The organism is Pseudomonas lijiangensis (assembly GCF_018968705.1).
Taxonomy (GTDB): Bacteria; Pseudomonadota; Gammaproteobacteria; order Pseudomonadales; family Pseudomonadaceae; genus Aquipseudomonas; species Aquipseudomonas lijiangensis.
Genome location: NZ_CP076668.1, coordinates 2,695,961 through 2,714,874, shown reverse-complemented (window position 1 = coordinate 2,714,874; position 18,914 = coordinate 2,695,961). Strand labels below are relative to the sequence as shown.

Genomic DNA, 18,914 nt, shown 5'->3' with positions numbered 1-18,914 from the left:
ATTCAAGTCGTCATAAAGACGGTCGATCGGTGTAAAGTACGGGCCTTACGCACACAGGAATACACCGTGGCCCTCACCATTCGTGCCGACTTCGACAGCGGCAATATCCAAGTCATCGATGCCAGCAATCCGGCACGCGTCGAACTGGCAATCGCGCCCGACACCCAAAGCCCCCACTTTCAGTGGTTCCACTTCAAGGTCGAGGGCCTGAACGTCGGCCAGCCACACGCTTTCAGCCTGAGCAATGCCAGCGAGTCCACCTTCAATCGTGCCTGGAGCGGCTATAACGCCGTGGCCTCCTACGATCACCAGACCTGGTTTCGGGTGCCTTCGAACTTCGATGGCAAAGCCTTGAACTTCAGTATTTCGCCCAGCGAGCCGCAGATCTGGTTCGCCTATTTCGAGCCCTACAGCCGTGAGCGCCATGACTGGCTGATCAGGCAGGCTCTGGAAAAGACCGGCGCCGAGCTGCTGGCAACCGGCAAGAGCGTCGAGGGCCGGGATATTCAGCTCCTGCGCAAGGGCGATGGTGCCGAAGGCAAACGCAAGATCTGGATGATCGCCCAGCAACATCCCGGCGAGCATATGGCCGAGTGGTTCATGGAAGGCCTGATCGAGCGTTTGCAGGAACAGGACGACCCGGTCATCAGCCAACTGCTGGAGACGGCGGATCTGTATCTGGTACCCAACGTGAATCCGGACGGCGCGTTTCATGGGCATTTGCGCACCAATGCCCAGGGCAACGACCTGAACCGCGCCTGGCAGGACAGCACGGCAGAGCAAAGCCCGGAAGTGTTTTTCGTTCTTCAGCAGATGGAAAAACATGGCGTGGACATGTTTATCGATGTCCATGGCGATGAAGAGATACCTTACGTGTTCACCGCCGCCTGCGAAGGCAATCCGGGTTATACCCGGCAGCAACAGCAACTGGAAGAGCATTTCCGTCGTCGCCTGAGTGAAATCACCGTCGACTTCCAGACCCGCTATGGCTACCCCCGCAGCGCTCCCGGCCAGGCCAACATGAAGCTGGCCTGCAACAGCGTCGGCGAACGCTTCAAGTGCCTGTCACTGACGCTGGAAATGCCTTTCAAGGACAACGACAACGCCCCGGATGCAACCACCGGCTGGTCAGGCAAGCGTTCCGGCCAACTGGCCAGGGATGTGTTGACCGTGACATCGGAAATGGTCTCGATCCTGCGCTGAACATTCAACCAGGTATTTCATGACGCCGTCGCGAGCAAGCTCCCTCCTACAGACCTCGTGGGAGGGAGCTTGCTCGCGACGACTCAAATGGTATCTACCTCATCCTCATTGGCTGAAACTACCCATGCATACCCTCGCAGACCTGCGTGCCGGCAAGCTGTCTGGCATCACCCGGCTGGACCTGTCTTGCGGCCTCACGGAGTTTCCAGAGGAAATCTTCGATCTGGCCGACTCGCTGCAGGTGCTCAATCTCAGTGGCAATGCCCTCGATCGCCTGCCCGACGATTTGTACCGGCTCAAGCACCTGCAAGTGCTGTTCGTATCCGACAACCTGTTTACCGAGCTGCCGGCGTGCATTGGCCAGTGTGAGCAATTGCGCATCGTCGGTTTCAAGGCCAACCAGATCAGGCATGTCCCGGCACAGTCACTGCCGCCTCGCCTGCGCTGGCTGATCCTGACTGACAACCAGATCCCGTCGCTGCCCGAAGAACTGGGACAACGCCCTGAATTGCAAAAACTGATGCTGGCGGGTAATCGACTGCAGAACCTGCCGGCCAGCCTTGCCAATTGCCACAAGCTTGAGCTGATCCGCATTGCCGCCAACCAGTTGAACGAGTTGCCTGACTGGCTGTTGCGCCTGCCGGCCCTGGCCTGGCTGGCGTATGCAGGCAATCCGCTGTGCCCGGCACGTGAAGAGCAATCCGTCCGGCAGATTCCCTGGGAGCAACTGAGCATTCAGCAGCGCCTGGGTGAAGGGGCTTCCGGGATTATCCAGCAAGGCATGTGGCAGAACGGAGATGACCGTGAGACGGCTGCCATCAAGCTCTACAAGGGCGATGTCACCAGCGACGGTTCGCCGCTCAATGAAATGGCGGCCTGTATCGCAGCGGGTAATCATCCGAACCTGATCAAGGTATCAGGGCAGATTACCGGGCATCCCCAAGGGCAACTGGGGCTGGTGATGGAGCTGATTGCACCGGACTTCGTGAATCTCGCCGGACCGCCAAGCCTGGATTCCTGCACCCGGGATATCTATCCGGCCCAGACCCGCTTCTCTCCCGAGACGCTGCTGCATCTGGCTCGCTCAATCGCCTCGGTCACGGCGCATCTGCATGCCTGCGGGATTACCCATGGCGATCTTTATGGCCACAACATTCTGCTGCGCGGCAATGGCGACAGTTTACTGGGGGATTTCGGCGCAGCTTCATTCCATCCTTCAGCGAGCCAGGGTGTAGCGCTGGAGCGTATCGAGACACGGGCTTTCGGAATCTTGCTGGGGGAATTGCTGGAGCGCTGCGAGCCAAGGCCGCAAGATACGCCACTCATGGAGGAATTGCAGGTGCTGCAAGCACGATGCATACAGGCCGAAGTCGGGAAACGACCGGCACTGCAAGAGGTGTATCAGGCGTTGCAAACGTGGGCTGCCTGAAACAGCCCACGCATACGGATCAGCCTGCCAGACCTACATAAACGTTCTGCACGTCGTCGTGGTTGTCGATGGCTTCCAGAAAGGCTTCGACTTCAGCCATCTGCTCGTCGCTCAGGCCGTCGACGGTGCTTTTCGGGCGGTAACCCAGTTGTGCCGACTGCACGGTAAAACCGAACTCGGGCAACTTCTTGCACACGGCGTCCATGTCGGTAGGCTCGGTCAGGAACAGGGTCGCGCCCTCTTCACCCGCTTCGCAATCCTGGGCACCCGCTTCGATGGCAGCCTCATCAGGGTCTGCATCCGGCGAAGTCGGAACGGCTTCGATCATGCCCTGATAGAGGAAATCCCAGGAAACCGAACCGGCGGCACCCAATTGTCCCTTGCGGAACAACACGCGGATTTCCGAAACGGTACGGTTGATGTTGTCGGTCAGGCACTCGACGATGACCGGCACCCGATGGGGAGCAAAACCTTCGTAAGTCAGGCGCTCGAAGGTGACGCTTTCGCCCAGCAGACCCGCGCCCTTCTTGATGGCACGCTCCAGGGTTTCACGGGGCATGGAGGCTTTTTTCGCCTGCTCGACCACCAGTCGCAGACGCGAGTTCATATCCGGATCGGCACCTGCACGGGCAGCGATCATGATTTCCTTGGACAGCTTGCCAAAAACACGCCCCTTGGCGTTGGCTGCCGCTTCTTTATGCTTGACCTTCCACTGTGCGCCCATGTGTGCTCTCTTGATCCGATTGCGTCTTGCCGCCTGGCTTGCCAGGCAAGCAGGCCGCAGGAATGGCAAAACGCTGAAAAAATGGTTACCGATAATGACGCGCCTGAGACGCCGGGCGCATTTTATACGCGATGGCGCCAGATGAAACCCCTGAGATCGAACAACCGTTGTGCCTGCCCCTGAATTGCTTCCTCGCAATTACCAGGATCACGCCTTGCCTTGTAGTCCTTTTCTGAAAAAACCTGCAACGATGCCCTTGAGGCTTTGCATTTCGTACCCTTCGAGCCTGAACTTCATGGTGAGAGAGCCCGCGAATGTGCGAAGACCCGCAAATGCCAATATTTCTGGCGATTGCCGACTGCCAGATGGATCTGCATGTCATCAGCTTTACTGGCCTGGACGCCTTGAACGAAGTGTATCGTTTCGACATTGACCTGATCTGCAGCGACCCCCACCTGGATTTCGCCAGCCTCCTGAAGCGTGACGCCTTTCTGAATTTCGGGCCGGAACATGTCGGCGTACATGGTCAGATCCTTCACGCCAGCCAGCAATATGCTGGCACTTGCCTGAGCCATTACCGGGTCAGCCTGATGCCGCGCCTGCAAGTGCTTGCTCAACGCCAGCAGCGACGAGCCTATCATGACCTCAGCGCTCTCCAGTTGATTGCCCGGCTGCTTGAAGAGCATGGCATCGAAGAAAATGGCTACCGTTTCGAAACCATAGGCCTGTATCCGGCCCGCACTTTATGCGTGCAATACGATGAAAGCGACCTGCACCTGCTGCAACGTCTGTGCGAAGAAGAAGGCATTCATTTTCGCTTCGAGCACAGCAGTACCGGCCACCAGTTGGTATTTTCCGATGACCCGGCCCGTTTCCCGGAACTGCCGCAGCCCATGCGTTTCAGGGCAGATGATGATCAGGCCTGCGAACAACCCGCCATTACCCATCTGGTCGAATGCCTGTCGATATCCCCCGGCTACAGCAGCCACACCGTCCACCGGCATGGTGCTGCTCCGCTGGCTGCGCTGTCCTCCATGGACACGGGAGATAATCCCGGAATCAACCAGCCTTTCGAAGAATCCATCGCCTCACGCCCGAGGAACCAGGACGAAGCCTTTCAGCGACAGCGCAGTGCCCGAAGACTGGAACGCCTGCGTTGCGAGCGACGACACATCAGCGGCAGCAGTCATCAACCGGCCCTGCACAGCGGACAGGTCATGCAGGTACTCGACCATCCCGAACCGACGCTCAATGATCACTGGCTGCTGACCCAGGTGCAGCACACCGGCATACAGCGCCATCTCATGGAAGGCTTCGACCCTCACGACATTACCGCCATCGTCAACCTCTCGGCGTCGTCAGGCACAGACAAGCTGGATGACGGCTATCGCAATACGTTTCGCGTCATTCCCTGGGCCATGCCCTTTCGCCCGTCATTGAAGCGCCACAGGCCTGTGGTCAGCGGGTATCAGACGGCAACCTTGATGGACGATGGCGAAATCGATGAGCAAGGTCGCCTGCCCGTCCGTTTTGACTGGCAGACCCTGGCCCAGCCCGCCTCCGATATCCGCCGCTGGCCCATGGCGCGGATTGCCCGAACAGGCGAATCGGGTCTTGATGAGGTGCAGGTCGGGGCCAGGGTATTGATCCGTCATCTGAACAACGATCCGGACCGACCGGTGATCTGTGGCCTGCTACCGGGCAACGAGGTCAATCCCCAGCCACGCATCCAACTCGACGGCACGCCACTGGACCCGGAGGCCGAGAGCATTCGTCTGGGCAGCGGACAATGCTTGCACATCGATACCCGCGAAGACCTGATCCTGCATGGTGCACAGGGCGCCTTGCAGATCGCAGCCCAAGGCATCTCCATCATCGGGCCACGAACCATGAAAGCTTCGCCTCCCGAACAACAGGACGCCACCGAAGTGACCCTCACCGATCTGCGTCTGACACAAAAGCCGGGGCTGCAAGGCAAGCCACTGGCCCAACGCACCTGGTACATCGTGCGCATGCCCAAACCGGGGCTGGAACATCTGGCGCATATCGAGCCGGAAGACTTCCTGTTCGAGGGCAAAACCGATGAATCGGGCTATCTGGGCCTGAGCCAGGAGCAATTGCAGCAACTGGCGGCGCACTACAACACGTCGCCCGGCAGCCTGTGTCTGGTCCACCCCGGCCAGTGCATCAGGCTGCAGGACTACATTCAGCAGAACTGGAGCGAGCAACAGCGACAGGTGTTCATGCTCAGCGGCCTTTGAAACTGGCCGCTCGTTTCTCGATGAAAGCCTGCATGCCTTCTTTCTGGTCCTCGCTGGCAAAGACGGCATGGAACACTCGCCGCTCGAAGCGCACGCCTTCAGCCAGGTTGACTTCAAACGCACGGTTGACGCTTTCCTTGACCATCATCGCAACCGGCAGGGATTTTTCGGCAATCACGGCAGCCACCGCCAATGCCTCGTCGAGCAATTGCTCGGTAGGCAGAATGCGTGCGACGAGGCCGGCACTCTCTGCCTCCCGGGCATCCATCAAGCGGCCGGTCAGGCACATTTCCATGGCCTTGGCCTTGCCCACCGCTCGCGTCAGACGCTGGGTGCCGCCCATGCCGGGCAACACGCCCAGATTGATCTCGGGCTGACCGAATCGGGCGTTTTCTGCTGCCAGAATGAAATCGCACATCAAGGCCAGTTCGCACCCGCCGCCCAGGGCAAAACCCGCCACGGCGGCGATGATGGGCTTGCGCCGCGCCGCAATCCGGTCGCTTTGGGCGAAAAGATCATCAAGGTAGATCTGCGGATAGGTCAGCTCGGCCATTTCCTTGATATCGGCCCCGGCAGCAAATGCCTTGCTGGAGCCGGTGAGCACGATACAACCGATGTCCTGATTGCGCTCGAACTCGTCCAGAACCTGATTCAGTTCATCGATCAGTTGGGCATTCAGGGCGTTGAGCGCCTGGGGACGGTTCAAGGTAATCAGGCCAACCTTACCTATAATCTCTCTTAATACTGTCTCGTAACCCATTGATATAAATCCAATATTAACAATAGCCCCGTAGGAGCGAATTCATTCGCGAATAAGCGGAACGCCGCCCGATTCGCCCCTACATCAACTCAACAGCCATGGCAGTCGCTTCACCGCCACCAATGCAGATTGCAGCGATACCGCGCTTGAGCTGTTTACGGCGCAATGCCGCCAGCAAGGTAACGATGATCCGCGCCCCCGACGCACCCACCGGATGCCCCAGCGCGCAGGCGCCGCCACTGATATTGACCTTCTCGTGGTGCAGTTCGAGACGGCTCATGGCCGCCAGTGGCACCACGGCAAAGGCTTCATTGATTTCAAACAGGTCAACATCATCCACCGACCAACCGGTCTTGCCCAGCAAGCGGGTAATCGCCCCTATCGGCGCCGTAGGGAACAGGCCGGGAACGTCGGCAAAAGCGGCATGAGCATGAATCTTCGCCAGCGGAGTCAGGCCACGGCGTTGCGCTTCGGATTGACGCATCAGCAGCAGGGCCGCCGCCCCGTCGGAGATGGAGCTGGAGTTGGCGGCAGTGACAGTGCCTTCCTCACGGAAAGCTGGTTTCAGAAGCGGAATCTTCTCCAGTCGCGCCTTGGGCGGCTGTTCGTCGTGACTGATCAATCGCTGTTCCTTGCCCACCGTGACCTGCAACGGAACGATCTCGGCATCGAAATGACCCTCGGCGATGGCTTCCTGGGCGCGCGTCAGGGAAACCATGGCAAAGGCATCCTGCGCCTCGCGACTGAAGCCGTTCATCTGGGCGCAGTCCTCGGCATACGTGCCCATCAACCGGCCTGGCTCGTAGGCGTCTTCGAGGCCGTCGAAAAACATGTGGTCCAGCACCCGCCCATGGCCCATCCGGTAGCCACTGCGGGCGCGATCCAGCAGGTAAGGCGCATTGGACATGCTTTCCATGCCGCCCGCGACCACCACGCTGACACTGCCGGCCAGCAGCAGGTCATGGGCCAGAATCGCGGTCTGCATCCCGGAACCGCACATCTTGTTGACGGTGGTGCACAGGGCCGAGGCGCTCAACCCCGCCCCCAACGCCGCCTGACGCGCTGGCGCCTGGCCGAGTCCGGCTGGCAACACGCAACCGAACAGGACTTCTTCGACGTCCTGCGGATCGATACCCGCCCGCTCGACAGCAGCACGAATGGCTGCCGAACCCAGTTGCGGCGCGGTGAGGCTTTTCAGATCCCCTTGAAAGCCGCCCATGGGCGTTCGGGCGGCACTGACGATGACCACAGGGTCGTGAGGCGGTGTCTTGTTCTCGATGGACATGGCAGATTTCCAGAATGCTGTTGTTATTGGAATAGCAGAAATCATCGATCTTTGTAGAGTACGAGGCAAAGGTCGCAGCAGACGAATCTCTGGCGGAGCCTGCGGTCTGAGCCAATATCGCCAGCACTGCCTTTTTTGGGGAGGCCCACGGATGCCATCACGTACGCTGCGCAGCCTGCTTGTCAGCCTGTTGATTCTGACCTTGAGTGGCTGCGCCCTGTTTGCCAGTCGCGACCCGGTCAATATCAATGTGGTGGGGATCGAGCCCTTGCCCGGTCAGGGGCTGGAAATGCGCATGGCGGTCAAGCTGCGCCTGCAAAACCCCAATGAAACGGCCATTGACTACAACGGCGTGGCGCTGGACCTGGAGGTCAATGGCAAACTGCTGGCCTCAGGCGTCAGTGACCAGCAGGGCAGCATCGGGCGCTTCTCCGAAACCGTGCTGGTGGTGCCGGTGAGCATTTCGGCCTTTTCGGCGCTGCGTCAGGCTGTAGGGCTGACTCAGACCCAACGCCTGGACAACCTGCCCTACACCCTGCGCGGCAAGCTGGCAGGTGGCGTATTCGGCACCGTGCGCTTCAGGGACAGCGGCACCCTGAGCCTGCCGCAACCCATCACTGGCGACTGGTAGCACTCAGTCCGTGATGAAGCGCACGCCGGGCTTTGAACGCTCATCCACCACCAGCTCGAAGATATCCGGCCGTGAGTAATGCCCCACTACATCGAAGTCGTAACGAGCCTTGACCAGCTCATCGACATCGATTTCAGCCACCAGCAGCCCGGTTTCACCAATCAGCGGACCGGCCAGCACATCGCCCATCGGCCCGACAATCACGCTGCCACCGTTGATCAGCGGACGCTCGGCGGGCCAGTTGGCGACATCGACGCCCAGTGCTTGCGGCGATGGCTGTACCTGACAGGCACTGATCACGAACATACGGCCCTCATGGGCAATATGGCGCATCGAACATTGCCATATTTCGCGTTCGTCCACTGTCGGTGCACACCAGATCTCTACACCCTTGGCATACATCGCTGTGCGCAGCAGCGGCATGTGATTTTCCCAGCAGACTGCCGCCCCCAGGCGACCGGCCCGGCTCGGGACCACTGACAGGGTCGAGCCATCGCCCTTGCCCCAGATCAACCGCTCAGTACCGGTCGGCATCAATTTGCGATGCGTCGCGACCAGCCCGCCTTCTGGCTCGAACAGCAGCACCGTGCAATACAGGCTGCTGCCGGAGCGCTCGATCACGCCTAACACCAGACTCGCACCCGTGCGGGCCGACAGTTGCTCCAGCACCCGGGTTTCATCGCCCGGCACATCGATGGCGTTCTCGAAATAACGGGCAAAGGCCTCACGCCCCTGAGGCAGGCGGTAACCCAGTTGGGTACCAAAGGTTTCACCCTTGGGATATCCCCCCAACAGCGCCTCGGGCATGACCACCACACGGGCGCCGGACTCGATGATGGCCTGTTCGTAGGAGAGGATCAGCTCAAGGGTGTCTGCCTTGCCGCCCGGCAAGGCGCCGATTTGCAGTGCTGCGACGATGGATCTGGACATGACGGGGCTCCGTTGGCGATGAGTGTTGCCAATTCTCGACTGGCCGCCCAACATTGATAAAGCCCATCTCAATGCTTAATGATATGAACACCATGAATATCAGTACCATCGATCTCAATCTGCTCAAAGTCTTTGAAGCGTTACACGATGAGTGCAGCGCCAGCCGGGCAGCGTTGCGCCTGGGCGTGACTCAGTCGGCCATCAGTGCGGCATTGCGGCGTCTGCGAGCGCTGTATGGTGATCAGTTGTTCGTACGTACAGGACGAGGTCTGGCACCGACCTTGCGGGCCGACCAGCTAAAGCCTGTGGTCACCGAAGCGCTCAACAAATGCCGACAGAGCTTGGCGATGGTTGCAACGGCATCGGAAAATTACGAAGGACGGTCGGTGGTCATCGGCCTGTCGGATGACTTTGAAATGGCACTGGGCAAACGCCTGATGAGCGCGGTCAGCGTGACAGCACCCAGGTTGCGGTTGATGTTCCGCCAGACCCACAGCCAGATCGTTGCGACAGCCTTGCTGGACCGCACCATCGATCTGGCGATTGCCTCGGGAGGCTTCGCCAATCGTTTGCTGACCCGCAGGGTATTGGGAGAAGGCGACTATTCATGCCTGGTGGACCCGGCCAGCCTTGAGCCCGGCCAGACGCAACTGAACATTCAGGCGTTCATTGAGCGTGAACATATCCTGATTTCATCGGGAGGGCTGATCGGTATGGTTGATGAAGGGCTGGCCAGCCTGGGCCTGAGCCGCCGCGTATGTGCATCGACCACCCATTTTGCGGCATTGCCCTATCTGCTCAAGGGCACACAGGCGCTGGCCACGATCCCCACTCACGCGGCGCAGGCGATTGCGCAACTCACCGATCTTGCCTTGTTGCCCTGCCCGCTGGCCATGCCGCGTTATCCGATAGAACTGGGCTGGCGCACCGGCTCACAGCCCGATCCGGCAGTGGATGCCGTTCGTGAAGCCATTATCGGGCTGTTCTGAATTTACCTGGCAGCAGCCATGAGGCGATTCACTTCGCTGCGAACCATGTTGGCGTACTCCGGCGGGCTCATAGCGTCCAGTTCGGAGCGAACCCACTCCGACCACTTGCCCTTGCGCTTGGCCTTTTCACCCATCAGACGAGCCGCATCACCCTTGGCCTTGCCCAGATTGCTCTGCCAGAGTTCAAACAAACGGGACTTTTCATCCTCGATGGCAGCACGTTCGGGAAGAGACCGGTTGGCCAGATTGAAACTCATAGCGTTCACCTACTACCTACGACTAAAAACGACCGCATCTTACACCCGTCGGCCAAAAACTGCCGCTGGCTTTGTAGGAGGCGGCGTGTGATCTCCTACCGGAAAATACCGATCAGTTAAGGCACAAACAAAACTTGTGGGAGGCAGCTTGCTGGCGAAAAGGGCCTGCAAACCGGCAGATATTCTGCGTCGTACGCTGAAGTCGCCAGCAAGCTGCCTCCCACAAAGTGATTTATTGACCCGGGGGCCACTGAATCAGGTTGATGGCCAGATACTTGTGTAATTGCAACTTTCCGCAACACTCAAGACTCCATTGAGGAACACTGCCATCAACTGAAAGGAAAACATCATGGCTCGTAAAACCGCTGCGCAAAATACTGCCGATCAGATCAAAGACCAGGCATTCAGCGAATTGCAGGCTCTGATCGAAGAATCAGACAAACTGCTCAAAGACAGCGCCGCACTGGTTGGCGAAGAAGCGGAAACCCTGCGCGCGCAATTGAGCCTGAAGCTCAGGCAGGCACTGGATTCGGTATCCAGCGTACGTGACCGTACCAAGCCTGTGGTCGAGGCCACTGAAACCTACATCGGCGGGCATCCATGGCAGACCGTGGCCATTTCTGCCGGATTCGGCCTGGTAGTGGGCTTGTTGCTGGGACGTCGTTGATGCATGCCAGTGCTGCCAGTCAACACTGGCAGCACTGGCACGACGCATTACTGATTACGCTGAATGACCACAGGCGCAGCCAGGCGATGGGACTTGGCAACCTTGGCCAGCAGGCCAACGCGCTGCTCCTCTGCCTGTTCCGCGCTCTGGAACGGACCAATCAACAATTGCTGCTTGCCGTCGATCGTGACCACGACCGGCGCATAACTGCGCTCAAGCAACCAGGCACTGATATCGCTGACCGCCTCTTTGGAGTTCATCTGGATGAACCACTGTGGCGTGACTGCTTGCGGAGCCTGAGACACCGGCTCGGCCTTGTCGCGGGCCGATGGCCGAGAGTTTCCTGCATCGCATCCGGCCAGCACCAGCGTCAGTACTGCCATTATCATTACCGTCTTGCGCACGTAAGTCTGCTCCTTGTCTGAAGTGGCGCGAGTCTAGCACTACTGCATCGGGCCATGAGCCGCTGTGTCGAGGTGACGCAGGGCGCTTTGGCGGGTATGAACGACCTGTTCAGCGCTACAGGGCAGGCGGGGCATGAGGCGAGGCGCAACCTGCCATCGTGTAATGAAATGTTTCTTCTGGCAGCCCACAAGTAACAGAACAATTACAAACTAATGGCGCAATGATATGGGAACGACAACCCATGGCTGTGGTCAATGCTTCAACCTTGCTGCTTACACAGAACAGTTGTTTACACAGAAAAATATGCCGTAATGCCATTAACGAGGTATCTTCCCGTCCTCGTTTTTTTCAACCCGGCAAATCCTGCATCAACGGCGTCGATGACCACTGTGCATTCCATGAAACCTCTCTCGGATCTGATCATCTGCGAGCACTGCGACTCGCTGTATGAAGCCACGCCCCTGAAGGCTGGCGAATCGGCGCATTGCCTGCGCTGCAAGGCGCTGCTGGGCCGAGGCCATCGCCTGACTATCGAGCAGTTGCTGGCCCTGACCATCGCTGCAGCCCTGCTGTTCATATTCGCCAACTTCTTTCCGGTGATCAGCATCAGCATGAAGGGCCTGACCAATGAAGTGACCCTCTGGGAATCGGTGGAAGCTCTGGCCCAGGGGCGTATCACGATCATTGCGCTGGTGGCCGGACTGTCGATCATCCTTGCACCTCTGTTGCAGATCGCCCTGCTGTTCTGGCTGCTGCTGCATGCACACAACGGGGTCATTGCGCCTGGCTTCAAGGCTTGCATGCGAGCCCTGGAGCATTTGCGTCCCTGGAGCATGCTGGAGGTATGCATGCTCGGGATCCTGGTCGCCATCATCAAGCTCTCGGGGATGCTCGATGTGCATCCCGGTCTTGGCTTGTGGGCCATGGCGATGCTGATGGTGCTGATCCTGCTGATCGCCAACAAGGATATCCGCCGCCTGTGGGATGAACTGGGAGTCCAGCCAGGATGAACGGCATTCCTTTCGCTCATGAACAGCATTTGTGCCTGTGCCACACCTGCGGCTACGCCTGCCCGGAAGATGTCCATCACTGCCCGCGTTGCGACTCGCCCGTGCATCGGCGCAAGCCCAACAGCATTGCCCGGACCTGGGCGTTCCTGATTGCCGGACTGATTTTCTACGTACCGGCCAATGTGCTGCCCGTGATGTACACCACCCTGCTGGGCAACAGCAGCCAGAACACCATCATGAGCGGCGTGATCGAGTTCTTCAAAAGCGGGTCATGGGATATTGCCCTGCTGATTTTCATTGCCAGCGTCGTGGTGCCCTGCATCAAGTTCCTGGTACTGGGCATGCTTCTGGTCACCTGTCAGCGGCGCAGTCGCTGGGCCATGCTGGAGCGTGCGCGGCTTTATCGTTTTATCGAGCTGATCGGCTATTGGTCGATGCTCGATGTGCTGGTGGTTGCGCTGGTGGCCTCCCTTGTCCAGTTCCGTGAACTGAGCACCATCGAGCCGATGATCGGCATCCTGTTTTTTGGTCTGGTAGTGGTGATGACGATGTTCGCCGCCATGAGTTTCGATCCCCGGCTTATCTGGGACGCAGAGGTTGAAGATGTCTGAGAATACCGCCCCCCCTTCGTCGCCACTTCGTCCAGAGGTCAAGCAGCGGCGCATGCGCGTTTCACTGATCTGGCTGGTGCCGATCGTTGCCGGCCTGATCGGCCTGTCCATGGCCTTTCATGACTGGATGAACATAGGTCCGCGCGTCACCATCAGTTTCCAGACTGCCGAAGGCCTGGAAGCCAACAAGACGCAGGTCAAGTACAAGAACGTGGTGATCGGCATGGTGACGGACATCACCCTGAGCGAAGACCGCACGCATGTGCTGGCAGCGGTCGATCTCAATAACACGGCCACACCTTTCACCCGGGTCGACAGCCAGTTCTGGGTCGTGCGGCCACGTATCGGAGCCCATGGCGTTTCGGGTGTCGACACCTTGCTGTCGGGCGCATTCATTGGTGCCGATGCAGGCAACTCCGAGGAAACCAAAAACAACTTCACCGGCCTTGAAACACCTCCCCCGGTGACATTCGGCGAGAAAGGCAAGCGTTTCACCCTGCACACCGACGATCTGGGGTCGCTGGATATCGGCTCGCCGATCTATTACCGCCGCATTCAGGTAGGTCAGGTGGTGGCCTATGAGCTGTCCCCGGATGGCAAGGGTGTCGACGTGCAGATTTTCATCAACTCCCCGAACGATCAGTACATCACCACCGACACACGCTTCTGGAATGCCAGCGGCGTGGACGTGACCGTCGGTACCGCTGGCCTGAAGATCAATACCCAGTCGCTGACCTCGATCCTGTCCGGCGGCATCGCATTCCGCGAGCCGAACTGGAGCCCGGAATCGAAGCCCGCCGACGAGAACGCCGAGTTCAAGATCTTCGATGACCAGGCCACGGCCCTGGCGCCGCCTGACGGTGAGCCACGCTACATCCGCATGCGCTTCAACCAGTCACTGCGCGGCCTGGCAGTCAATTCCCCGGTGGACTTCCTGGGTGTGAACATCGGCAAAGTGGTGTCGGTGGATCTGGATTACGACCCGAAAACCGGGACCTTCCCGAGCATTGTCGGCGCCGTCATCTACCCCAACCGCCTGGGCGCTGCCGAATCCAAACTGCGCCAGCTGGGCGGTAGCGGCGACGAAGAAGAACAGTCGGCCAGAATTCTCAACGCCTTCGTCAATAACGGGCTACGGGCACAGGCTCGCACCGGCAACCTGTTGACCGGCCAGTTGTACATTGCGATGGAGTTCGACCCAAAGGCGCCAAAGGTGACTTTCAACCCCAAGTCCAGGCCTCTTGAGATTCCTACCGTACCGGGTAATTTCGACAAGCTGCAGGAGCAGTTGCAGGCATTCGTCGACAAGCTCAGCAAAGTGCCTATCGATGAACTGGCCAAGAACCTCAATGGCAACCTGACCGAACTGCAGAAAACCCTCAAGCAGGTCAATGGCAGCGTCTTGCCGCAAATGCGCGGCACCTTGCAGCAGGCAGAAAAAACCCTGAGCAGCGCCAACGAAACGCTGGGTGAAGACTCTCCAGGCCGCCAGCAACTGACTCAGGCCATGGAAGAAGTACAGCGCACTGCCCGCTCGGTACGGGTATTGACCGACTTCCTGAGCCGTCATCCTGAAGCGCTGATTCGCGGTCGCAGCGGCGATGCGGCACCCGCCTCATATAAAGCGCCGTCTTCGTCCCGTGCAATCGATCTGGAGCCAAAACAATGACCTTTCGCCTTAAACTGTTGGTATTGGCTGCGGCACTGGGCCTGGGTGCCTGCTCCTCGACACCGACCCGTTACTACACGCTGATCGCCCCCATAGACTCCGCCAGCGTGCCAAGCGCACAGCCCGCACCGTTCCAGTTCGAGATGCTGCCGGTGCTGATGCCTGTCCAGGTGGATCAACCTCCTCTGGTCGTGCGCCAGGGCGATGGCAGCCTGGAAATCCTGGATACCGAACGCTGGGGCTCGCCACTGGGCGACGAGTTTCACGATGCCCTGACAGCCCAACTGGAGCGTCGCTTCGGTAGCCGCGACATGGCCGGACTGCCGAAGGACAGTGGTCTGCCAGTGCTTTCACTGCGCACCGATGTCAGGCGCTTCGAGTCGGCCCCAGGGCATTACGCGCTGATCGATGTGGTCTGGAGCCTGAGCCTGCGCAATGCAGGTGCCAGCTCGGGCAGCAAGCGTCTCAACCTGACCTGCAGCAGCGTGATACGCGAGCAGGCAGGGATTGGCATGGAAAACCTGATCCTTGCTCATCAGAAGGCCGTCGAGAAGCTATCGCAGGAAATTGCCAGCACCGCACAGAACTGGGCACAACATCCCACTTCACGCTGCCTCTGAAACCAAATCCAAGGCCCCGTAACTGGGGCCTTTTCAATTGCATCGCTTTTGTAACAGCCGTAATTCGGGAGAATTACCTCACAAAAATTCATATACATAAGTACAAATAAGTACCAAAGCCCCCATAACGCCATTACACTCCGAGACTTCATGCGAGTGATATTTAGTAGTCTCCTGCATGTGTGCATTTTTGCTACCTGGCTGGCTTCGATACTTTATTAGCTGTGTCGAATATATCTGTACAGCTCTTTGATTTTTGACAGATCCCTTTCAGTTCTGCCTGGGTTTTGGGCAGGCGCTTTCCAGAGGACCACCGACATGCCCGGAATTGGCCCCCGACTCAAACGAGAACGAATAAGACTCAAACTTTCACAAAGCGCTCTCGGCGCCATTGGAGGCGTTGAAACCAATGCCCAGAGTAATTACGAGAACGGTATACGCTCCCCACGAGCCGATTATCTGGCACGCATTTCAGACGCTGGCATCGATGTAACCTACGTGGTTACGGGCTTCAGCCTTGAGCGCCCTCTTACAGCCATGGAGATCCATGACACTTCCGAGCGGCTGAGCCGTGTCATCTCGCGGTTGCACAAGAATCTGCACGAGGTCACGCAGAACATCTACCACATGGCCCGATTGCTTGAGTCTCATGAAAATGCTGCGATCCGGTCGCAACTGGATAACATCAAGGAAGAAGCAGAAGCTATTACCGTTGCCGCTGTGCGCTTGATCTACGTCAGTTCGAAGTTGAATTGATCCCCTCGCCTTTTCCTTGAAAAGCAAAACGGCATTCGGTTAGAACAGAATGCCGTCGTACAGGTTTAAAACCCGACCGTCGCCGACACCAGATAAGTCCTCGGTGTCGATAGCGTCAGGCCCGCGGCACTGTCTGATGAAGTTGCCGCCGACGCCCAATAAGTCTTATCCAGAACGTTCTCTACAGAAGCACGTAACGTGACCGGATTATCGCCCAGCTTGAAGGCATAACGGCCCCCAACGTCATAACGCTCCCATGAATCGATTTTCTGGTTATTGGCGGCATCCAGATATTGTGAACCCGTATGAATGGCGCGAGCGGTCAGGGTCAGACCTGGCAGGCGATTGATATCCCATTCCACTCCCAGATTGGCGTTGACCTCCGGCGAGCCGGTGCCGCGATTACCATCAAACGTACCCAGCGCGGTTTTGGTCTGCTCACTGTCGAGCAACATGACGCCACCCAGCAGCCGCACACCCGACAAAGGCTCACCGAACATGTTCAGCTCGACCCCCTGATTGCGCAGTTCGCCATCGGGCTTGAAGTTGCCCTGGGCATCAGTGATGTAGGCCGGCTGTTCTATGCGGAATACGCTCAGGCTGGTGCCAAAAGTGCCATGGTCATATTTCACGCCGACTTCGGTCTGTCTGGACTTGTACGGCGCAAACACTTCATCGCTATTGGTGGCTGTGGTGGGCGCGGTTTCGCCTTGGCTCAGGCCTTCCATATAGTTGGCATACAGCGAGATCGAATCAGTGGCCTTGATCACCAGCCCCATGGCAGGTGATGTGGCGCGCTCGTCATAACGCTGCCCCAGAGCGCCATTGGAATAGCTGTCCACCTCGACCCGTTGCAGGCGCGCGCCCAGCGTCAACAGCACCCGGTCATCGAGAAAGCTCAGGGTATCGGCCAGTGCGATACTGGTGAACAGGTTCTCGGTATGGGTCGAGGTGTCGAAGCGGTTCGGCGTACCCGGATACGGCAGCACCACCGGGTTATAGAGATTGCTGGTGCGAGGCTGATAACGTTCGCCCGCGTTATCGAACTCGAAATCGAAACGGTTGAGGCTGATGTTCAGCGTATGCCCTACCGGGCCGGTATTGAACCAGCTGCGGGCACCGACCGTGAAAGTCTTGACCTCTTCGTCACGCCGGAAGGTGCGCGGGGTAACGGTAAAGTTGCCACTGCTGGTGGTGACCGGAACGGTATGACGCAGGAAGTCGTAGTTGCCTTTGCGGGCACCGGCGGCGGCATACACCATTACCGAATCACTGAGATCGAACTCCCCGCGCAGCGCACCGAAGGAATCCTTGGAGTGAGAATACGTCCAGGGCTGGGCGATATTGCGACGAATGTCCTTGGCCTTGGGCATGGCGATACCGGCGGCAACCTCGACCCGCTCGATGGGCGCATCGGCGTAGCGCTCCTGCTCCCCGAGATCCAGCGACATGCGCATCCGGTCTTCACGCCAGTCCAGCCCGATGACCGAGGCTTCACGCTCGACTTTCTGGTGATCCCACTCGGTATCGCCGGACTGTCGCACGCCGTTGTAACGCACGCCGAAGCGCTGGTTTTCGCCGAAGCGGCGACCGATATCCACATGCCCGCCAAACTGCCCGGCCGATGCAAAGCTGCCGGTGAACTCGGTCAGCGGTTCGCTACCCGCACGCTTGGGCTCGATATTGATATTGCCGCCCACGCTGCCACGCGGCACGATGCCGCCCAATAACGCACCCGGCCCTTTGAGAATATCGACCCGCTCGACCATTTCCATGTCGATAGAGTACGTCGGCAGCACGCCATACAGCCCGCCAAACGACACATCACTGTTGAACAGACTGAAACCGCGAATCGAAAATTGCTCGAAACGCCCGCCTGCCGGGTTGGTGGTACGCACCGACGGGTCGCTGGCAACCATATCGCCAAGAGTACGCGCCTGCTGGTTCTTGATCGTGGTGCTGGTATAGGACGTCTGGTTGAAGGGCGTCTCCATGAAATCACGATCGCCCAGCATGCCCTGGGAACCGCTGCGGGCGACCTGGCCACCGGCATAAATGTCGCCCTGCCCGTCCAGCCGACTGCCGTCGATGGAGGTATTGGGCAATACCATTGAACCGTTCTCTGCCACGGGTGCAGGCACCAGCGTATAAGACTGATTGCCCAGCGGTTGCAGTTGCAGCCCGGAGCCTTGCAACAGAAGCCCGAAGCCTTCGTCGACGGGGTATTCGCCATTAAGGCCTTTGCTGTTGCGACCGGCCACCAGCGCCGGGTCAACCGACAGGCTGACACCGGACAGCGCGGCAAAGCGGGTCAAGGCCGCGCTCAGGCTGCCGGCCGGAATCTGATAACTGCGCCGCGCCGATTCTTCGGCCTGGACCGACGCCACGAATAGCGGCGCGGCACTCAGGCCGAGCACCACGCCAGCCTGACAACTCATATGCAGCAACGGAGCCATACCGAAACGGGCAAGACGCAGGCGACGCAAGAAAACTACGGGCATTGGAGCACTCTCTTTTTGTGTTCACTTGAGAGGGATGACAAGCGACGGCAAAAAAAGGGACACCCTCAGGCTAATGTCGATCAGTTAAGGCACAAACAAAACCTGTGGGAGGCAGCTTGCTGGCGAGAGGGCCTTGAAACTGGCAGATATTCCGGGCCTGTACGCCAAAGTCGCCAGCAAGCTGCCTCCCACAAAGTGATTCATTG

General features: G+C 58.8%; 18 protein-coding genes. 11 read left to right on the top strand and 7 right to left on the bottom strand.

The window, feature by feature from the left end:
* The first annotated feature begins 66 nt into the window (after positions 1 to 66).
* Together KQP88_RS11805 and KQP88_RS11800 are read left to right on the top strand one after the other, a co-directional pair.
* Positions 67 to 1,203 (top strand): M14 family metallopeptidase, encoded by a 1,137-nt coding sequence (locus tag KQP88_RS11805; protein WP_216705777.1) that lies wholly within the window; start codon positions 67 to 69, stop codon positions 1,201 to 1,203.
* Positions 1,204 to 1,327: 124 nt separating this feature from the next.
* Positions 1,328 to 2,632, top strand: a complete 1,305-nt coding sequence (locus KQP88_RS11800) for a leucine-rich repeat-containing protein kinase family protein (RefSeq protein ID WP_216705776.1) — start codon at positions 1,328 to 1,330, stop codon at positions 2,630 to 2,632.
* Positions 2,633 to 2,651: 19 nt separating this feature from the next.
* On the opposite strand, the gene KQP88_RS11795 is transcribed toward KQP88_RS11800, so the two are convergent.
* Positions 2,652 to 3,356 carry a YebC/PmpR family DNA-binding transcriptional regulator gene (locus tag KQP88_RS11795; protein WP_200992329.1) on the bottom strand — a complete coding sequence of 235 codons (705 nt, stop codon included), beginning with the start codon at positions 3,354 to 3,356 and terminating at the stop codon, positions 2,652 to 2,654.
* Positions 3,357 to 3,688: 332 nt separating this feature from the next.
* On the opposite strand from KQP88_RS11795, the gene KQP88_RS11790 reads away from it, so the two are divergent.
* Positions 3,689 to 5,617 (top strand): type VI secretion system Vgr family protein, encoded by a 1,929-nt coding sequence (locus tag KQP88_RS11790; RefSeq protein WP_253950581.1) that lies wholly within the window; start codon positions 3,689 to 3,691, stop codon positions 5,615 to 5,617.
* On the opposite strand, the gene KQP88_RS11785 is transcribed toward KQP88_RS11790, so the two are convergent.
* Together KQP88_RS11785 and KQP88_RS11780 are read right to left on the bottom strand one after the other, a co-directional pair.
* Positions 5,604 to 6,377 carry an enoyl-CoA hydratase gene (locus KQP88_RS11785; protein ID WP_200992331.1) on the bottom strand — a complete coding sequence of 258 codons (774 nt, stop codon included), beginning with the start codon at positions 6,375 to 6,377 and terminating at the stop codon, positions 5,604 to 5,606. The two genes, KQP88_RS11790 and KQP88_RS11785, sit on opposite strands and share 14 nt — an antisense overlap.
* Positions 6,378 to 6,456: 79 nt before the next feature.
* Positions 6,457 to 7,662, bottom strand: coding sequence for an acetyl-CoA C-acyltransferase (locus tag KQP88_RS11780; protein WP_200992332.1), 1,206 nt, complete (start codon positions 7,660 to 7,662; stop codon positions 6,457 to 6,459).
* 151 nt (positions 7,663 to 7,813) lie between these two features.
* Between KQP88_RS11780 and KQP88_RS11775 the strand changes: the two genes are divergently transcribed.
* On the top strand, positions 7,814 to 8,293 hold the full coding sequence (locus tag KQP88_RS11775) for an LEA type 2 family protein (protein ID WP_200992333.1): 480 nt from the start codon (positions 7,814 to 7,816) through the stop codon (positions 8,291 to 8,293).
* A 3-nt stretch (positions 8,294 to 8,296) separates the two neighbouring features.
* On the opposite strand, the gene KQP88_RS11770 is transcribed toward KQP88_RS11775, so the two are convergent.
* Positions 8,297 to 9,223, bottom strand: a complete 927-nt coding sequence (locus tag KQP88_RS11770; protein ID WP_200992334.1) for a carbon-nitrogen hydrolase family protein — start codon at positions 9,221 to 9,223, stop codon at positions 8,297 to 8,299.
* Between the two features lie 83 nt (positions 9,224 to 9,306).
* Between KQP88_RS11770 and KQP88_RS11765 the strand changes: the two genes are divergently transcribed.
* A complete protein-coding gene (locus KQP88_RS11765; RefSeq protein ID WP_216705774.1) occupies positions 9,307 to 10,212 on the top strand; it encodes a LysR family transcriptional regulator in 906 nt (301 codons plus the stop codon).
* Positions 10,213 to 10,214: 2 nt separating this feature from the next.
* Here the strand turns inward: KQP88_RS11765 and KQP88_RS11760 are convergent, their stop codons facing one another.
* Entirely contained in the window at positions 10,215 to 10,469 is a 255-nt protein-coding gene (locus KQP88_RS11760) for a hypothetical protein (protein ID WP_095068040.1), read from the bottom strand.
* Between the two features lie 349 nt (positions 10,470 to 10,818).
* Here KQP88_RS11760 and KQP88_RS11755 point away from each other — a divergent pair, with 349 nt between their 5' ends.
* The gene (locus KQP88_RS11755) at positions 10,819 to 11,136 is read left to right on the top strand and encodes a DUF883 family protein (RefSeq protein ID WP_198723926.1); all 318 of its coding nucleotides are present in this window, start codon (positions 10,819 to 10,821) and stop codon (positions 11,134 to 11,136) included.
* A 47-nt stretch (positions 11,137 to 11,183) separates the two neighbouring features.
* On the opposite strand, the gene KQP88_RS11750 is transcribed toward KQP88_RS11755, so the two are convergent.
* Positions 11,184 to 11,540: an SPOR domain-containing protein gene (locus KQP88_RS11750; protein ID WP_216705773.1), complete on the bottom strand. Its 357-nt coding sequence runs from the start codon at positions 11,538 to 11,540 to the stop codon at positions 11,184 to 11,186.
* Between the two features lie 399 nt (positions 11,541 to 11,939).
* Between KQP88_RS11750 and KQP88_RS11745 the strand changes: the two genes are divergently transcribed.
* The 5 genes from KQP88_RS11745 (at position 11,940) to KQP88_RS11725 (ending at position 16,207) form a co-directional block, all read left to right on the top strand.
* A complete protein-coding gene (locus KQP88_RS11745) occupies positions 11,940 to 12,551 on the top strand; it encodes a paraquat-inducible protein A (RefSeq protein WP_374107895.1) in 612 nt (203 codons plus the stop codon).
* Positions 12,548 to 13,162 carry a paraquat-inducible protein A gene (locus tag KQP88_RS11740; protein ID WP_095068039.1) on the top strand — a complete coding sequence of 205 codons (615 nt, stop codon included), beginning with the start codon at positions 12,548 to 12,550 and terminating at the stop codon, positions 13,160 to 13,162. The genes KQP88_RS11745 and KQP88_RS11740 overlap by 4 nt, the downstream gene beginning before the upstream one ends.
* Positions 13,155 to 14,831 carry a PqiB family protein gene (locus KQP88_RS11735; protein WP_216705771.1) on the top strand — a complete coding sequence of 559 codons (1,677 nt, stop codon included), beginning with the start codon at positions 13,155 to 13,157 and terminating at the stop codon, positions 14,829 to 14,831. Before KQP88_RS11740 ends, KQP88_RS11735 begins: the two co-directional genes overlap by 8 nt.
* Positions 14,828 to 15,451 carry a PqiC family protein gene (locus KQP88_RS11730; RefSeq protein WP_216705770.1) on the top strand — a complete coding sequence of 208 codons (624 nt, stop codon included), beginning with the start codon at positions 14,828 to 14,830 and terminating at the stop codon, positions 15,449 to 15,451. The genes KQP88_RS11735 and KQP88_RS11730 overlap by 4 nt, the downstream gene beginning before the upstream one ends.
* Before the next feature lie 318 nt (positions 15,452 to 15,769).
* Complete coding sequence (locus KQP88_RS11725; protein WP_216705769.1) at positions 15,770 to 16,207, top strand: helix-turn-helix domain-containing protein; 438 nt, start codon at positions 15,770 to 15,772, stop codon at positions 16,205 to 16,207.
* Positions 16,208 to 16,272: 65 nt separating this feature from the next.
* Here the strand turns inward: KQP88_RS11725 and KQP88_RS11720 are convergent, their stop codons facing one another.
* Complete coding sequence (locus KQP88_RS11720; protein WP_216705768.1) at positions 16,273 to 18,708, bottom strand: TonB-dependent receptor; 2,436 nt, start codon at positions 18,706 to 18,708, stop codon at positions 16,273 to 16,275.
* Positions 18,709 to 18,914 lie beyond the last annotated feature (206 nt).

What these genes read in the sequence shown, in the direction of transcription:
- KQP88_RS11785 (WP_200992331.1), bottom strand. Translation starts at nt 6,377, where the DNA reads ATGGGTTACGAGACAGTATTAAGAGAGATTATAGGTAAGGTTGGCCTG.
- KQP88_RS11755 (WP_198723926.1), top strand. Translation starts at nt 10,819, where the DNA reads ATGGCTCGTAAAACCGCTGCGCAAAATACTGCCGATCAGATCAAAGAC.
- KQP88_RS11765 (WP_216705774.1), top strand. Translation starts at nt 9,307, where the DNA reads ATGAACACCATGAATATCAGTACCATCGATCTCAATCTGCTCAAAGTC.
- KQP88_RS11745 (WP_374107895.1), top strand. Translation starts at nt 11,940, where the DNA reads ATGAAACCTCTCTCGGATCTGATCATCTGCGAGCACTGCGACTCGCTG.
- KQP88_RS11800 (WP_216705776.1), top strand. Translation starts at nt 1,328, where the DNA reads ATGCATACCCTCGCAGACCTGCGTGCCGGCAAGCTGTCTGGCATCACC.
- KQP88_RS11760 (WP_095068040.1), bottom strand. Translation starts at nt 10,469, where the DNA reads ATGAGTTTCAATCTGGCCAACCGGTCTCTTCCCGAACGTGCTGCCATC.
- KQP88_RS11790 (WP_253950581.1), top strand. Translation starts at nt 3,689, where the DNA reads ATGCCAATATTTCTGGCGATTGCCGACTGCCAGATGGATCTGCATGTC.
- KQP88_RS11740 (WP_095068039.1), top strand. Translation starts at nt 12,548, where the DNA reads ATGAACGGCATTCCTTTCGCTCATGAACAGCATTTGTGCCTGTGCCAC.
- KQP88_RS11795 (WP_200992329.1), bottom strand. Translation starts at nt 3,356, where the DNA reads ATGGGCGCACAGTGGAAGGTCAAGCATAAAGAAGCGGCAGCCAACGCC.
- KQP88_RS11725 (WP_216705769.1), top strand. Translation starts at nt 15,770, where the DNA reads ATGCCCGGAATTGGCCCCCGACTCAAACGAGAACGAATAAGACTCAAA.
- KQP88_RS11735 (WP_216705771.1), top strand. Translation starts at nt 13,155, where the DNA reads ATGTCTGAGAATACCGCCCCCCCTTCGTCGCCACTTCGTCCAGAGGTC.
- KQP88_RS11720 (WP_216705768.1), bottom strand. Translation starts at nt 18,708, where the DNA reads ATGCCCGTAGTTTTCTTGCGTCGCCTGCGTCTTGCCCGTTTCGGTATG.
- KQP88_RS11775 (WP_200992333.1), top strand. Translation starts at nt 7,814, where the DNA reads ATGCCATCACGTACGCTGCGCAGCCTGCTTGTCAGCCTGTTGATTCTG.
- KQP88_RS11730 (WP_216705770.1), top strand. Translation starts at nt 14,828, where the DNA reads ATGACCTTTCGCCTTAAACTGTTGGTATTGGCTGCGGCACTGGGCCTG.
- KQP88_RS11780 (WP_200992332.1), bottom strand. Translation starts at nt 7,662, where the DNA reads ATGTCCATCGAGAACAAGACACCGCCTCACGACCCTGTGGTCATCGTC.
- KQP88_RS11770 (WP_200992334.1), bottom strand. Translation starts at nt 9,223, where the DNA reads ATGTCCAGATCCATCGTCGCAGCACTGCAAATCGGCGCCTTGCCGGGC.